We start from the raw sequence: 14,811 nt of genomic DNA on the forward strand, positions 1-14,811 counted from the left end.
GCGATCCCGTCCCGGGCCCGACCGTTCAGTGCCCGCGCCCCGGCTGCGCCCGGTCGCTCTCCAGTCGGCGCGCCTCGTCGTCGGTGAACACCCGCGAGCGGATCAGGAATCGCCTGCCGGTCGGCGCCTCGACCGAGAACCCGCCACCGCGACCGGGCACCACGTCCACGGTCAGGTGGGTGTGCCGCCAGTACTCGTACTGCGCCGCGGACATGTAGAACGGCTGCCCGGCGACCCAGCCGAGCAAAACGTCCGCGTCGCCGACCAGGAACTCCCCTCTCGGGTAGCACATCGGCGAGGACCCGTCACAACAACCGCCCGACTGGTGGAACAGCAACGGCCCGTGCTCGGCCGCGAGTTCGACCACAAGTTCGGCGGCGGCCGCGGTGATCGCGACCTTCTCGACCGAAGTCCCCGGCCGTTCGGGCGGGTCGGCCACGCTCGGCGTCTGCGGCGACTCGGTCATCAGAAGAATCCGAGCTTCTTCGCCGAGTAACTGACCAGCATGTTCTTGGTGTTCTGGTAGTGGCCGAGCATCATCCGGTGGTTCTCCCGGCCCATCCCGGATGCCTTGTACCCGCCGAACGCCGCGTGCGCGGGGTAGGCGTGGTAGCAGTTGGTCCACACCCGGCCGGCCTTGATCTCCCGACCGAACCGGTAGGCCCGCGTCGCGTCCCGGGTCCACACCCCCGCGCCCAAGCCGTACAGCGTGTCGTTGGCGATCCGCAGCGCTTCGGCGTCGTCGCCGAACGTGGTCACCGAGACCACCGGACCGAAGATCTCCTCCTGGAAGATCCGCATGTCGTTGGTGCCCTTGAAGATGGTCGGCTCGACGTAGTAGCCGTCCTCGAAGCCCTCGACCACCTTGCGCGCGCCGCCGATCAGGACCTCGGCTCCCTCCTGCCGGCCGATGTCGAGGTAGGACAGGATCTTCTCCAACTGGTCGTTGGACGCCTGCGCGCCGACCATGGTCGCCGGGTCGAGCGGGTTGCCCTGCACGATCGCCCGGGTGCGCTCCAACGCGCGCGCCATGAACCGGTCGTAGATCGACTCGTGGATCAGCGCCCGGGACGGACACGTACAGACCTCGCCCTGGTTGAGCGCGAACATCACGAAGCCCTCGACCGCCTTGTCGAAGAAGTCGTCGTCCTCGTCGGCCACGTCGGCGAAGAAGATGTTCGGGCTCTTGCCGCCGAGTTCGACGGTCACCGGGATGATGTTCTGCGACGCGTACTGGAGGATCAGCCGCCCGGTGGTCGTCTCGCCGGTGAAGGCCACCTTCGCCACCCGGTTGCTGCTCGCCAGCGGCTTGCCCGCCTCGAAGCCGAAGCCGTTGACCACGTTGACCACACCGGGCGGCAGCAGGTCGGCGATCAGTTCGATCAGCACCAGGATGCTCACCGGGGTCTGCTCGGCGGGCTTGAGCACGACGCAGTTCCCGGCGGCGAGCGCCGGCGCGAGCTTCCAGGTGGCCATCAACAGTGGGAAGTTCCACGGGATGATCTGCGCGACCACGCCGAGGGGCTCGTGGAAGTGGTACGCGACGGTGTCCTCGTCGAGTTGCGAGATGGACCCTTCCTGGGCCCGGATCACCCCGGCGAAGTAGCGGAAGTGGTCGACGGCCAGCGGCAGATCGGCGGCCAGGCACTCGCGGACCGGCTTGCCGTTCTCCCACGTCTCGGTGACCGCGAGGCGTTCGAGGTTCTGCTCGATGCGATCGGCGATCTTCAGCAGGATCAGCGACCGCTCGGTGACGCTGGTCCGCCCCCACGCGTCGGCGGCCGCGTGCGCGGCGTCCAGCGCGAGTTCGACGTCCTCGGCAGTGGAACGGGCCACCTCGCAGAACGGCTGTCCGGTCACGGGGGTGATGTCGTCGAAGTACCGGCCCTGCACGGGCGGCACCCACTTGCCCCCGATGTAGTTGTCGTACCGAGGTTCGAAATTGACGATGCTGTCCGGTTGGCCGGGCTGACTGTAGACCACGCAAGCCTCCGCTTCCCTTGCCGTGCACTGGGCATGACGGACCATCAGCGGCACACACCCGACCGGGTCGCGGCTCGGGGCGCCTGCGGCCGACGCTAGTCGCCGGCGGGCCGAAGGTCACGGGTTCATCGGCGGGAAATGCCGGCTCCGGGGGGCGTCGCGGGCCGGCCCGCTCCTGGGCTGCCTACCCCTGTCCCATCGCTGTTCTGTCCCGGTCGTGTTCCCGTCCCACGGGGCACGGTGGTGGTTACGACGGCTGCGCGTCGGCCCCTTCGGCGGCCCCGATGCCGGCGATCAGCGCGTCGAGGCCGCGCTTGATGCGGTCCACGTCCCAGCCGCGCTCGGTGCGCTGGAAGTCGAACAGGCCCGGTGCGAACGCCATCAGGAGCAGATCGGCGACATAGGCGGCGTCCGCGTCGGGGGCGAACTCCGCGACCATGCCGGCGATCTGCTCGTGGTGTCGGCGAAACGGGGCGCTGCGATAGCGCCCCGCCGGCGCGCTCCCCTCTGCGAGTCGCAGGCGCACACCCTGCTCGACGAACTCGCCGACGCCGGGCTGGTCGACGGCGCCCGAACGGCTCTCACCGACAAGGGCGCCGCCCTCCGGCAGGGGTTCACGGACGCCGTGGCCGGCGTGGCCGAGCGGCTGTACGGCGACCTTCCGACCGCCGACCGGGAGATCACCGCCCGCGCGCTCGCCCATGTCACCGCCAAGGCGAACGCCGAACTCGCCGCCCGGTAGCCGACACGACCGCCGAGCGCCGCGAGCACGGCGGCAACTTCCGAACCGACTTCCGCCCCCGTCGGAAACGATTCACCGTGAATCCATCTGGATGTCACGTGTGACATATGCCATTGTACTCAGCGTCGTGTTCTCACTGTGGACCACCGACCGTGGTCCGCCCGTGCCCGAAGGGCCGTACATGAGCAATCACGCACGCCGCAGGAAGTGGTTTGCCACAAGCGTTCCCCTCTTGGCACTGGCCGTCGGCGTGCTGCCGATCGCAGCTCCGTCGACGGCCTCGGCCGGCCCCGTCCCGAGCACGAACTCGCGGGTCGGGCAAGCGAACACGGCGACGGCGGCCGATCCGGACGACGAGGTCGACCGGATCGGTTCGCCACTCTCGCTCGGCCCCGACCGGGGTCCGAGTCCGGTCGACGGGACCAACGCGAAGCCGCCCGGCCGGGGCCCCTCCCCGGCGGACCTCCCGATCGCCCCGCCGGCGCACCTGCGAGCCCAGGCCGCCGCCCTGCCGGCCGGCTGCACGCTCGCCGAGTTCTCCGCACTGTCCCCGCAGGCCCTTGCCGACTTCCTCACCCGTGCCGACGTCGGACCCGACTGCCTGCGCGGCTTCCTGTGGACCTACACCCCCGAGTTGGGCCGGGTGCTGACGCCGGCTCACCTCCAGGCGGTACTGGCCCGGATCACCGCGCTGGCCCCCGGCTACGACGGCACGAACGCGTCGCACCTGTACGAACTCTGGTACTTCACCCACGCCGCGCTCTACCTCGACTGGGACAACCCGGCGATCGACCTGCGCGGGCCGGCCGTGGTGGCCGCGATCAACGCGGCGGCGGACGCCTTCCGCGCCGCACCGCACGCGTTCGACCTCACACCCACCTCGGGCGCGCTGCTGCGCGAAGTGCTGATCAGCGCCGACATCGACGGCGTACGCGGACGGCAACTGCCTCTGCTGACACGGATGTTCCGCGACATGGACGGCAGCACGGCGGCCTGGCAGGACGCGGCCCGGCGGAACGCGGTGCTCTCCGCACAGACCCTCGCCTACCACGGCATCTACAACGGCGACGCGGGCTTCATCGCCGCCGTACAGGCCGATCCGGCCTACCGCGCCGGCCTGAAGGCGTTCGTCGGCTACCGGCACCTGAACACGCCGAGCACCTCCGGGCTGCTGCGCAACGGCGTCTACGAGTACGGCCGACTCGGGCAGATCCCGAGTCTGACCGCCGAGACGGTGACCGGGCTGAACACGATGCTCACCGACACCGAGGGCTGGTACGGCCGCTTCTCGGTGCCGTGGAGCGAGGTCGCGCACTGGCTGGAGACCTACGGTCGCTGTCACGCGGCGGGAGTCTGTCGGGCCGACGTGGAGGCGGCCGTGTTCCCGAACACGTACACCTTCGACCGGGGCGACATCGAGGTGCACACGTCTCTCGACCGGGCCACCGTCGAGCAGTTGTACTACGCCTCCAAGCAGGTCAAGGAGCAGTTCTTCCGCACGGTGGGCGCCGACCTGCCGCTCACGGGCGACCCGAACCACAAACTGACCGTCCGGCTGTACGCGAGCATGGCCGACTACCACACGTACCAGCCGTTCCTGTACGGCTACTCGACGAACAACGGCGGGTTGTACATCGAGGAAGGCGCGACCTTCTACACCTATCAACGCGTCGTGCCGCGCGATTCCCTCCTCCAACTGGAGGAGTTGTTCCGCCACGAGTACACCCACTACCTCAACGGCCGCTGGGCGGTGCCCGGTTCGTTCGGCCAGGGCCCCTGGTACGCGGAGAACCGGACCACCGCCTTCGACGAGGGCATGGCCGAGTACCTGGCGGGCGCGACCCGCGACCAAGGCGTGCAGCTACGCAAGTCGCTCGTCACCAAGGTGATCTCGGACGTGCGGAAGTACGGCAGTCGGCCGTCCGTCCGCGAGACGCTGCACTTCACATACGACGACGACGGCTATTTCTTCCGCTACTACGCCTACGCCGGCTCGTTCTTCTCGATGCTCGGCCGGGACCACCCGGACCTGCTCACCGAGATGTACACCCACCTGCGGAACAACGACGTCGCCGCGTTCGACGCCTTCCTCGACCGGGTGAGCGGCCCGACCTTCCAGGCCGAGTTCGACACCTACCTCGACCGCCAAATCGCCGACGTGGACAACCTGATCGTGCCGGTGGCGAAGTACACCCCGCCCGGGAAACTCACCGCGACCGGCGCCGACCAGGTCCGCCGGGCCTTCCGTGGGGCCACCTCCAACAACCCGACGTCGTGCAGCGCGACCCGCGACAGGCTCCCCCGCTTCACCTGCACCGGCGCGATCACCGCGAACATCGACTCGACCGATCCGGGCCGCATGCACACCGCCATGGCGGCCACGGTCGACTACTTCATCCTCATCCGCGCCGGCGCGGCCCTCGACAACCTCGCCGACATGAACTGCCACTTCACCGCACCCGTCGCCTGGACCAACGCCCGGGCCGCCACCTCCACCTACACCTGCGAAGGCCCCCTCCGCCCCTGATCCACCACCCCCACCAACGACGGCCCCCGAGCGCTGCCCACCCCGCGCCCGGGGGCCGTCCCCTCCACCCGCTCCGGTGCGAGGCGACACCCGACCGTCCGGCAGACTGGGGGCATGTCTGTGGTGAAGATCAACGCGCTGACCGTGCCCGCCGAGATGCGGGAGACCCTGGAGCAGCGATTCGCGTCGCGTGCGGGGATGGTGGACTCGCAGGACGGGTTCGAGTGGTTCGAACTGCTGCGGCCGGTCGAAGGGACCGACCAGTACCTCGTGTACACGCGCTGGCGCAGCGAGGAGGACTTCCAGGCGTGGATGGCCGGGACCATGAAGGCCGCGCACGGGCAGGGCGACGGCGGCGAACGGCCGAAGCCGGCTTCCACCGACTCGGCGCTGTGGTCCTTCGAGGTCGTCCAGAGCACCGGCCCGAAGGCCTGACCTCCGGTACTAGCCTTGGCGCCATGCCACGCTACGACTACCGCTGCCGCACCTGCGACATCACCTTCGAGCTCAACCGCCCGATGTCCGCCGCAAACGACCCGGCCACGTGCCCCCAAGGCCACGGCGACACCACAAAACTCCTGTCCACGGTCGCGCTAACCGGCGCCGCCTCCACCCCCCGCCCCACCGGCAACACCGGAGGCGGCTGCTGCGGAGGCGGCTGCTGCAACTGACCCCACCCAAGCCCAGCGGAAAACCACCCACCCCAACCGCCGCACCACTCAGCCCGGCCGGCGCTTGAGGCCAACCCAGCGCAGCCAACTCCCCAAGGCCGGCCGAAACCCATCAGCCCGGCCGGCGCATGAGGCCACCCAGCCCGGCCGGCGTTTGAGGCCAAGTAGCCCGGCCGGCGCTTGAGGCCACCCAGCCCGGCCGGCGTTTGAGGCCAAATAGCCCGGCCGGCGCTTGAGGCCAAATAGCCCGGCCGGCGCATGAGGCCAAAAGCCCGCTACGCAGCCAAAGGCGCCGGCACCTCTTTGTCACACTCCCAGTGCGCCAACGCCGCGCGATCCAAAAGCACCACCCCCGCAGACGCCGCAACCGCCGCCGCCTTGGCCGAAAAGCACCCGGCCGTCGTAGCGAGCAACAACGCCCCGGACCCATCCCCGCCCGCGCCGGCCCCCGCAGCAGCCCCATCCCCACCCGCGTGAGCGGCGAGCGCACTCACGAAGTCCTGGACCACGCCCCCCGCCACCGGCCCGGGCCCCTCCGCACTGCGACACCGCAACACCGCCGATGTCCCGTCGACGCGCCTCGCGTGGATGTCCACCGCGTACGCGTCCTCGACGACCCGCACCGTCTCCACCTCGGCCAGCCCGTCCCGCTCGCACAGGTCGGCCACGTGTTCGGCCAGCCGGGCCGGGTCCATCCGGTCCAGCCGCGCCTTCGCGTCCCGCAGCGCGGTGTCGTCGCAGCGTTCGACGAACTCGTCGGCCCGAGGCCGATATCCGCCCAGCCAGATGGCCGAGCCGAGCACCGCGGCGGCGCAGACGTAGACCACCATCATGCTGTCCGCCTGGTCGACTCGGATGCCCTCGAGGACGAACCAGATGCCGATGGCGAGGAGTTCGAGCCCGGCCACCAGGATGGCCAGATTGAGGTAGGCCCTCACCGTCGTACGTGCCATGTCCGTCGTCCCCCCGGTGACGCTGTGGCCGGTCGTACTCGTGTCGTTCACGCTGTCCCGATCCGATCGGCGCCACCGACTCCGCGGCCACGCCATCGTTCCCTCTTGCTGTCCCGACGTATGGGACACCTGCCCGGTTCCCGGCCCGAACAACAACCGAACACCCTACGAAATGCCGCTCACGCGCCATCCGGCAGGTTGGTCCAACCGCGACCGTCCGCCCGCCCGTACCACCCGCTCGCGGCGGTCGTACCGCCGTCCACCGGGATCAGGTGACCCGTCACATACGACGATGCGGCACTCGCCAGGAAGAGCACAACCTTCGCGTAGTCCTCGGGTTCGCCGAACCGCGCCATCGGCACCCACGAACCGATCAGCGCGGGGTCACGATCGCGCAATTTCGCCTCGTATGTCGTCTGCGGCGTGTTCGCCATGTCCGGCGCGATCGCGTTGACCCGCACCCCCTTGCGCGCCACGTCGACCGCGAGACTCTTGGTGAACGCGATGATCGCGGCGTTGTACGCGGAGTAGACCGGGCAACCCGGAATGCCGCGCAGTGCCTCGACCGTGGACACGTTCACGATGCTGCCGGAGCCGCGCTCGATCATCTGCGGCAACAGTGCGTGCGTGACGCGCAACACATGTTCGAAGTTGATCGCGTGCAGCGCCCGCCACTCCTCCTCCGTGCTGCGCAGGAACGTGGTCGAGGGCCGATAGTCGCCGACGTTGTTCACGAGTACGTCCGCGCCACCCGCCGCCAGCGCGGCATCGCGCAGCCTGGCCACCGCGGCCGGCTCGCGGATGTCGCCGAGCACCACCTCCACCCGCCCGCCGGCCGCCTCGATGTCCACCCGGGCCTGCTCGGCCCAGTCCGCGTCGATGTCGTTCAGCAGCACCAGCGCGCCCGCTCGGGCCAACAGCCGGGAGACCCCGCCGCCGATGCCCGCGGCTCCGCCGGTGACGACCGCGACCTGACCGGCGAGGGGTTCGGGATCGAGCATGAGTGGTGCCTCCCAGCAAATATGACGATGCGTCAGATCTGCGCATGCTCTCCCAGGTCGCGCGCGAGGTCAACGGCGGAGCACCGACCGGAGCGCGGGAAACGATCAAGCGCTCCGGCCACCGCGACGGTCGCCCTGGGTCGCACCACACCCGGGTATGCGTTCGAATGGATTCGAGAGAGAGTGTCGGGTCGGCATCCGCCTATCCGAACCACATCGAGGGGATCACATGGACATCGCGGTCGAGGACGTTCCCGCACAGAACCGCTTCGAGGCCCGGGCCGACGGCGACCTGGCCGGCTACGCCGAGTACATGACCACCGACGCCCTGATCGTGTTCACCCACACCGAGGTGGACCCGAGGTTCGAGGGCAAGGGCGTCGGCGGTGCGCTCGTGCGCGGCGCGCTCGACCTGTTGCGCGGCGGCGACCGCAAGGTGTTGCCGCTGTGCCCGTTCGTCAAGGCGTGGATCGGCAAGCACCCCGACTACTTCGACCTCGTCTACGACGCCCCGCCGAGCACGGTCACGGACTGACCCGTCCGACGGTCCCCGCTCCGACCGATCCGAGTTGATTCAGATGAGCACCGCCCCAGGTCCCGACCGAGGCGAGGAGTATCCGGCCGAGGACATCGTCGTCACCTTCGACGCCAAGCGTTGCCTGCACTCCGGCGAGTGCGTACGCGGCCTGCCCGAGGTCTTCGACACCGATCGGCGGCCCTGGATCGACCCGACGCGGGTTCCGGCCGAGCAGGTCGCGGAGGTGATCCGGCACTGTCCCAGCGGCGCGCTGCACTACACGCCCACCGGCGGGGCGCCGGAGATGCCGACCCACCCCACCCGGGTGTACGTCGTGGACGGCGGCCCACTGGTGCTGCGCGGTCATATCCAGGTGACCATGCCCGACGGCACGCACCGCCACGAGACGCGGGCGGCGCTGTGCCGCTGCGGCTCGACCGGCAACGTGCCGTTCTGCGACCGCAGCGCCGGGTGCGCGCTGACCGGCCGCGACTGGGGCCAATCGGACCCACCCGGCCGCCCGGCCGCCGAACCACCCGGAACCTGACCCAGCCGACCGGGCCGCCCACCTCGCCCCGGTGGCACCGAGCCCACACCCACCCGACCCGGCACCGCCCGACCCGGCACCGCCGAGCCCCACACCCACCCACCCCGGACCGACCGCGGCCCGCCCCGCCCCGCCTCGATGACCGGCCCATGATGTACGGATGACCTCGCTGCTCTTCGTGTGCACCGGCAACGCCACCCGCTCGGTGATCGCCGGCGAACTGGCCCGTGCGGCCCGGCCCGATTGGCGCGTGGCCACCGCCGGCACCTTCGTGGTCGAGGGCCTACAGATCAGTTGGCGCACCCGCGCCGCGCTGGAGCGGCTCGGCCTGAGCGCCGCGGGCCACCGCAGCACCCAGCTCACCGACGCGCACGTGGCCGCGGCCGACCTGCTGATCACGCAGGAGTACCAGCACGTGCAGTACATCCGCCGGCACCACCCGGAGGGCGCCGCGCGCACCGCGACCCTGCGGCGTCTCGTCCGCGACCTGCCCGCCACCGGACCGGCCGGCGAACCCCTGGCGCACCGGCTCGCCGCGCTCGACCTCGCCTCGGTCGAGCTCGAACCGGACTGGGAGGACGTGGTCGACCCCGGCGGCGGCGAAGAGGCCGATTTCGTCGCGTGTGCGCACGAACTGGCCGCGTTGATGGCGGATCTGATCCCTCGGTTGGGCGAGCGCGTACCCTCGCCGTAGGCTCGACTCCCGTGAACAGCCTGCGCATGATCGACACGTGGCCCGTCGGGAAAGCCGCTGCGGCCGTGATCACCCGGGACGGGGTGGTCAAGGGCGAGCACGGCCCGGTGGACGAGCCGTTCCGACTCGCCTCGGTGACCAAGTTGCTCACCGCGTACGCGGCGCTCGCCGCGATCGAGGAGGGCGCGATCGAGCCCGGGGACGCGGCGGGGCCGCCCGGGTCCACGATCCGGCACCTCCAGGCGCACACGTCGGGTCTGGCCTTCGACGAGGACCGCGTGCTGGCCGGCCCGGGCCGCAAGCGGATCTACTCGAACACCGGCTTCAACCTGCTCGGCGCCACCATCGAGAAGGCCTGCGACATCCCGTTCGACGAGTACGTCCGTCAGGCGGTCTTCGAGCCGCTGGGCATGACCGAGACCACGATCGGCGACTCCCCCGCGGCCGGCGGCGTGTCCACCGTGCGCGACCTGAGCCGGTTCGCGGCCGAGTTGCTCGCACCGCGCCTGCTCGCGCCGGAAACGGTGCGCGAGGCCACCACCGTGGTCTTCCCCGGCCTGGACGGCGTACTGCCGGGCTACGGCACCCGACGGCCCAACGACTGGGGGCTCGGCTTCGAGATCCGCGGCACCAAGTCGCCGCACTGGACCGGGACCACCAACTCGCCCGCGACGTACGGCCACTTCGGCGCGTGCGGCACGTTCCTGTGGGTGGACCCGGAGCTGGACGCGGCCTGCGTGTGTCTGACCGACCGCGAGTTCGGGCCGTGGGCGGCCCAGGTATGGCCGGTGCTGAACGACGCGGTGGTCGCCGAACTGCGCTGAGCCGGCGAATCGGGCCGCCCGGTCCGGCAGTTCGGCGCATCCCGGAGGGCCCACGCCGAGAAGCCCACGCCGAGAGACCCATCCCGAGAGGCCGCACCGGAAGGCCGCACCGACCGGCCGCGCCGGGCACCATTCCCGGTCACCCCTTCGCACCGCCCGTCCTGCACCACGCGGGCCGGAACGACACATACCGTCGAACCGTGTTGTTCTCCGTGCTCGCGGCGCCGGCCGCCGCGCTCTGCTACGGCGTCGCGACCGTGCTCCAGGCGCTGGGCGCGCGGCGCACCGCGAGCACTAGTGGGCTCGATCCCAGGGTGCTGGTCCGGGCCCTGGGGCAATGGCCCTTCGTCCTCGGCACCGGACTCGATCTGGTCGGGTACGTCTGCCAGTTCGTCGCACTGCGGCAACTTCCGATCTTCGCCGTCGAGGCCGCCCAGTCGGCCAACCTCGCGGTCACCGCGGTGCTGGCCGTCCCGGTCCTGGGCGCCCGCCTGCACAGTCGCGAATGGGGCGCGGTCGCGGCCGTGTGCGCCGGCCTGGCCCTGCTCGGCGTCTCCGCGGGGCACGAGGGCCCGGCACACACCCACGCCGCGTTCCGCTGGTCGCTCCTGGCCGGCGTCGCCCTGCTCGGCCTGGCCGGCCGGCGCTGCGCGCGCTTGACCGAGCCGTGGCGCTCGCGCCTGCTCGGCCTGCTCTCCGGGCTCGGCTTCGGCCTGATCGCGCTGGCCACGCGCGTGATCACCGACCTGTCCCCGTCCGCGCTGGTCCGCGACCCCGCGTGCTACGCGCTGCTCGCCGGCGCCGCGCTGACCTTCCTGCTGTACACGGTCGCGCTCCAGGGCGGCGTGGTCACCGCGGTCGCCGCCGCCCTGGTCGTCGGCGAGACCGTACTGCCCGCCGCCGTCGGCATCGTCTTCCTGGGCGACCACAGCCGCCCGGGCCCGTACGTCCCGCTCGCGCTGATCGGCTTCGTGCTGGCCGTGGCCGGCGCGATCGCCCTCTCCCGCTTCGCCGAGGTCGAGCCCGGGCCGGCCGGTACGCCCGAACCGGACACCCGCGCGACGAAGGCGGGTCCGGCCGCCCCGGATCCGACCGACGAGCAGGGCGGGACCCGGGAATGCCGACGGCTCCCGCCGAGCGCGTGACGGGAGCCGATGCGAGGTGGACTGCCACGACCGGGCCAGACCCGATCGCGGTCCGCTCACTCCTCCGGTTCGATGATCTGGTAGTCCAGCTCACCGATCGAGTGCGCCAGTTCGGCCGGGGTGTACACGGCACCGTCGTAGACGAACGCGGGCTCGATCGCGGTCTCGGTCAGCCCCTCGGCGCTGGTGTCGAGCACGACGATGGCCCAGCCGATGACGGGGCACAGAACGGCCTCTTCGCCGGCCTTGGTCACCTCGACGTCCCACCCGGGTTCGGCCGGGGCGAGACTGACGACGCTGCGGCGGGTGTAGCGCATGGCGGGACTCCTCGGCTGCACGGTAACCGGCGGTCGGCGCCGGTTCGAACAAGCCTATGGTGCGGGTGTGACGGTTGGGGTCACGGGGCGTGTGCAGTGCGGCGGTCGGCTGGGTAGGTGTTCGCGGAACGCGCCCGCAGGACCCCGTCGACGCCCCGCGCGGTCGTCGCGAAGTCCCGCGGACGGGCCCGAGACAAGCCCAGGAATGCCCTCGCCCCCGCGCCTGTTGACAGCCACGTAGACGCAAACCACGGGGCACGAACGTTTGGGAGGACGCATGGCCACGGTCGCACTGACCAAGGAGAACTTCGAAGAGGTCGTATCCGGCGACGGACTGACCGTGCTCGACTTCTGGGCGTCCTGGTGTGGACCCTGCCGATCGTTCGCACCGACCTTCGAGAAGGTTTCCGAGGCGACCCCGGACGTGGTGTTCGCCAAGGTGGACACCGAGGCGGAGACCGACCTCGCGCAGGCGTTCTCGATCCAGTCGATCCCGACCGTGATGCTGGTCCGGGACGGCGTCGTGGTGTTCTCGCAGCCGGGCGCGCTGCCCGAGGCCGCGCTCGTCGACCTGATCAAGCAGGCGCAGGGGCTGGACATGGACGAGGTCAAGCGCAAGATCGCCGACGGCTGACCGACACCCTCGACGGCCACACCGGCGCCCTCGGCCGGCCAGGCCCGAGGGCGCGGCCGACGCCCGAAAGCCCGCCGGATCGAGTCCGGCGGGCTTTCGTGTCGCCTGCTCCAGGCAACCGGGGTGGCGGTGACCGGGGTTGCCGCGGTGTGCCCGACCGCGATGATGCGGCCGAGAGGGGCCCATCCACTTCTCGTGGATCCTGATTGCGCGGTGCGCGGTCCGACTTCGATCGCTTCTCCGCGTCTATCTCCGTCGGACCCCTCTCGCTCCATCAAGTAGAACTCCACCGCCGCGAAGTTGCAAAAGATCCCCCGCCGGCGTGCGCGAATCCGGGACGGCATCGAACTCGGCAGCCCAGAGGGGCTGGTGAGACGCAAGAGGGGCCGAGCCCGCGACACGAGAGGGGCCGGGCACAGGACACGACGCCGGTGCCGACCGCCCGCTCACGAAGGCGGCGCCGGTGTCCGCCCCGGCCATCCCGACGCGTCCGCGACGGGCCTCGCCCGCAGGTGCGCCCGCAGCGTCGCGATCTCCGCGCGCAGCCGCTCGGCGCGGGCCGGCGCCTCCGGGTCCGCGGATGGAATCCGCGCGGCCACGAGCGCCAGTTGGGCCGCCTCGATCTCCCCGATCAGCACCCGCGTCGGCCGCGGGCGCGGGCCGGAGCGAGCCTGTCGCCGACCATGGCGCCGCGGCAACAACGCGGCCTCTTCCGGCCGGATCGCGCCGCTCGCGGCCTCCTCGGCGGCCACCTGCCGGAACCTGGCCAGGTAGTGCCGGCGCGCGGCCCGGTAGACCAGCAGCGCGATCACCAGGTTCGCCGCCACCTTCACCAACGTGCCACGCCATCCGAACACCGTCGGCGCGTTGAACGACACGTGCATTCCCATCGCGAGCAGCCAGCAGCCGAGCGCGACCGCCAGTCGGCGGGCGAGCGGTCGACCGTCGCGCGCGACCAGGTAGCCGATGCCGGTGCCCGCCACCGCGCTCATCGCCCAGTGCGAACCCCACCCGGTGATCCCGACCCGGGCCGCGAACGACGCGTCCACGGACGCGCCCGGATCGGTCGCACCGTCCAGCAGGATGGTGTTCAGCGCGTACAGCAGGTTCTCCACCACCTGGAAGCCCAGGCCGACCAGGGCTCCGTACACCCAGCCGTCGATCGGCGCGCGGATCGCGCGCGACGCGGCGAACGCGAGCAGCAGCACGCCGCACAGCTTGAGCGTCTCCTCGTTCAACGGCGCGGTCACCGCGGCGCCCCACCTGTCCGCGAAGTCGACCCCCCTGGTCTTCGCCCAGATCCCGCCCAGACCGGTGTTGGCCAGGATCGCGCAACCGGTCGCGGCGGTCATCCCCCACCCGACACACGCGAGTGAGCTCGCGTGCGGAGGCGCCACCACCGGCCGGATCCGGCGGGGCAGCAGATAGCCCACGCCCAGGGTGAGCACGAGCAGGAAACCGGCGAGCGCCGCCGCGGCCGGGAACACCCGTACCGTGTCCCGGTATTCGTAGCCGATCACGCCGAGGCCGAACACGCAGGCGAGCAGTCCCACCGTCAGGGCGATCGGTGCGGGACGCTCGCCGGACGGTCGGACCACGACAGCGCTCACGCGGCCTCCTCGGTGAAGGTCAGCGAGCGCATCACGTCCCGTACCGGCAGCCAGTCGGGATCGGCGGTATCCGGTGGCGCGAGCGCGATCAGCCGGATCGCGAACGCGTCCTCGGGACCGGGATAGATCACCGCCCGTCCGGTGTCGTCGCCCCGGTCCAGCGTGCCGACCATGCCCTGGGCCCCGGCGTCGGCGGTCAGCGGCACCGGCGCGCCGAGCCGGGCGTGCCGGTCGCCGACCCGAACCGTGTCGCGCAGTCCGGTCCACAGCGCGTCCGCGTCCTCGGCCCGAGGCAGCGAGATGTACGCGATCGACAGGTCCACGGCGCCGTGTCGCAGCACGAACACGCGCGAGGGTGTGGTCGCCGCCTGGTCCAACGTCCAGCCGGAGCCGACCCGGAACCACGCGCGATGGTCCTCGTCCGGTCCGACCCGAAAGACCGTGCCCGCCCGGACTCGCTTGTCGCCGGCGATCCACGAGTCGATCAGCGGCCACCCGCCGGCGAGCAGCACCACGATGGCGGCGACCGCGAACGGACCCCACCAGCGAGCCCGCCGCGGCCCGGTGCGGAAGCGGGCGTCGGTCATGTCACCAACGTCCGACGAAACCGGGAATTCCGCCCGACGAACATCGGCCGTCGGGCGGA

The 14,811-nt window shown here is 71.2% G+C and carries 18 protein-coding genes; 10 read left to right on the plus strand and 8 right to left on the minus strand.

Going from position 1 to position 14,811, the window contains the following annotated elements; translation table 11 throughout:
* Positions 1-25 precede the first annotated feature (25 nt).
* From ACIBSV_RS32800 to ACIBSV_RS32810, 3 genes are all read right to left on the minus strand, one after another.
* Positions 26-466, minus strand: a complete 441-nt coding sequence (locus tag ACIBSV_RS32800; RefSeq protein WP_395869514.1) for a DUF779 domain-containing protein — start codon at positions 464-466, stop codon at positions 26-28.
* A complete protein-coding gene (gene adh, locus ACIBSV_RS32805; protein WP_395869516.1) occupies positions 466-1,983 on the minus strand; it encodes an aldehyde dehydrogenase in 1,518 nt (505 codons plus the stop codon). The genes ACIBSV_RS32800 and adh overlap by 1 nt, the downstream gene beginning before the upstream one ends.
* A 247-nt stretch (positions 1,984-2,230) precedes the next feature.
* On the minus strand, positions 2,231-2,422 hold the full coding sequence (locus tag ACIBSV_RS32810) for a hypothetical protein (protein ID WP_395869518.1): 192 nt from the start codon (positions 2,420-2,422) through the stop codon (positions 2,231-2,233).
* Between the two features lie 18 nt (positions 2,423-2,440).
* On the opposite strand from ACIBSV_RS32810, the gene ACIBSV_RS32815 reads away from it, so the two are divergent.
* From ACIBSV_RS32815 to ACIBSV_RS32830, 4 genes are all read left to right on the plus strand, one after another.
* Positions 2,441-2,725, plus strand: a complete 285-nt coding sequence (locus ACIBSV_RS32815) for a hypothetical protein (RefSeq protein ID WP_395869520.1) — start codon at positions 2,441-2,443, stop codon at positions 2,723-2,725.
* Positions 2,726-2,957: 232 nt separating this feature from the next.
* Positions 2,958-5,252, plus strand: coding sequence for a collagenase (locus ACIBSV_RS32820; protein WP_395869522.1), 2,295 nt, complete (start codon positions 2,958-2,960; stop codon positions 5,250-5,252).
* 114 nt (positions 5,253-5,366) lie between these two features.
* Positions 5,367-5,687: an antibiotic biosynthesis monooxygenase family protein gene (locus tag ACIBSV_RS32825; protein WP_395869524.1), complete on the plus strand. Its 321-nt coding sequence runs from the start codon at positions 5,367-5,369 to the stop codon at positions 5,685-5,687.
* A 23-nt stretch (positions 5,688-5,710) separates the two neighbouring features.
* Positions 5,711-5,923, plus strand: coding sequence for a zinc ribbon domain-containing protein (locus ACIBSV_RS32830; RefSeq protein WP_395869526.1), 213 nt, complete (start codon positions 5,711-5,713; stop codon positions 5,921-5,923).
* 275 nt (positions 5,924-6,198) lie between these two features.
* On the opposite strand, the gene ACIBSV_RS32835 is transcribed toward ACIBSV_RS32830, so the two are convergent.
* Positions 6,199-6,876, minus strand: a complete 678-nt coding sequence (locus tag ACIBSV_RS32835; protein WP_395869528.1) for a restriction endonuclease — start codon at positions 6,874-6,876, stop codon at positions 6,199-6,201.
* Positions 6,877-7,055: 179 nt separating this feature from the next.
* Positions 7,056-7,877 carry an SDR family NAD(P)-dependent oxidoreductase gene (locus ACIBSV_RS32840; RefSeq protein WP_395869530.1) on the minus strand — a complete coding sequence of 274 codons (822 nt, stop codon included), beginning with the start codon at positions 7,875-7,877 and terminating at the stop codon, positions 7,056-7,058.
* 229 nt (positions 7,878-8,106) lie between these two features.
* On the opposite strand from ACIBSV_RS32840, the gene ACIBSV_RS32845 reads away from it, so the two are divergent.
* From ACIBSV_RS32845 to ACIBSV_RS32865, 5 genes are all read left to right on the plus strand, one after another.
* A complete protein-coding gene (locus ACIBSV_RS32845; protein ID WP_395869532.1) occupies positions 8,107-8,412 on the plus strand; it encodes a GNAT family N-acetyltransferase in 306 nt (101 codons plus the stop codon).
* Positions 8,413-8,455: 43 nt separating this feature from the next.
* Positions 8,456-8,941: a (4Fe-4S)-binding protein gene (locus ACIBSV_RS32850; RefSeq protein ID WP_395869534.1), complete on the plus strand. Its 486-nt coding sequence runs from the start codon at positions 8,456-8,458 to the stop codon at positions 8,939-8,941.
* A 160-nt stretch (positions 8,942-9,101) separates the two neighbouring features.
* Positions 9,102-9,635, plus strand: coding sequence for a hypothetical protein (locus ACIBSV_RS32855; protein WP_395869536.1), 534 nt, complete (start codon positions 9,102-9,104; stop codon positions 9,633-9,635).
* 11 nt (positions 9,636-9,646) lie between these two features.
* Positions 9,647-10,459, plus strand: coding sequence for a serine hydrolase domain-containing protein (locus ACIBSV_RS32860; RefSeq protein ID WP_395869538.1), 813 nt, complete (start codon positions 9,647-9,649; stop codon positions 10,457-10,459).
* A gap of 200 nt (positions 10,460-10,659) precedes the next feature.
* Complete coding sequence (locus ACIBSV_RS32865) at positions 10,660-11,604, plus strand: hypothetical protein (protein WP_395869540.1); 945 nt, start codon at positions 10,660-10,662, stop codon at positions 11,602-11,604.
* Between the two features lie 56 nt (positions 11,605-11,660).
* Here ACIBSV_RS32865 and ACIBSV_RS32870 read toward each other — a convergent pair whose 3' ends face one another.
* On the minus strand, positions 11,661-11,921 hold the full coding sequence (locus ACIBSV_RS32870) for a hypothetical protein (protein ID WP_020554669.1): 261 nt from the start codon (positions 11,919-11,921) through the stop codon (positions 11,661-11,663).
* A 265-nt stretch (positions 11,922-12,186) separates the two neighbouring features.
* Here ACIBSV_RS32870 and trxA point away from each other — a divergent pair, with 265 nt between their 5' ends.
* Complete coding sequence (gene trxA, locus ACIBSV_RS32875) at positions 12,187-12,555, plus strand: thioredoxin (RefSeq protein ID WP_395869542.1); 369 nt, start codon at positions 12,187-12,189, stop codon at positions 12,553-12,555.
* Positions 12,556-13,001: 446 nt separating this feature from the next.
* Here the strand turns inward: trxA and ACIBSV_RS32880 are convergent, their stop codons facing one another.
* A complete protein-coding gene (locus tag ACIBSV_RS32880; RefSeq protein WP_395869544.1) occupies positions 13,002-14,165 on the minus strand; it encodes a PrsW family intramembrane metalloprotease in 1,164 nt (387 codons plus the stop codon).
* Entirely contained in the window at positions 14,162-14,752 is a 591-nt protein-coding gene (locus ACIBSV_RS32885; protein ID WP_395869546.1) for a hypothetical protein, read from the minus strand. The genes ACIBSV_RS32880 and ACIBSV_RS32885 overlap by 4 nt, the downstream gene beginning before the upstream one ends.
* Between the last annotated feature and the right edge of the window lie 59 nt (positions 14,753-14,811).

This window comes from Embleya sp. NPDC050154, from assembly GCF_044460165.1.
GTDB lineage: Bacteria > Actinomycetota > Actinomycetes > Streptomycetales > Streptomycetaceae > Embleya.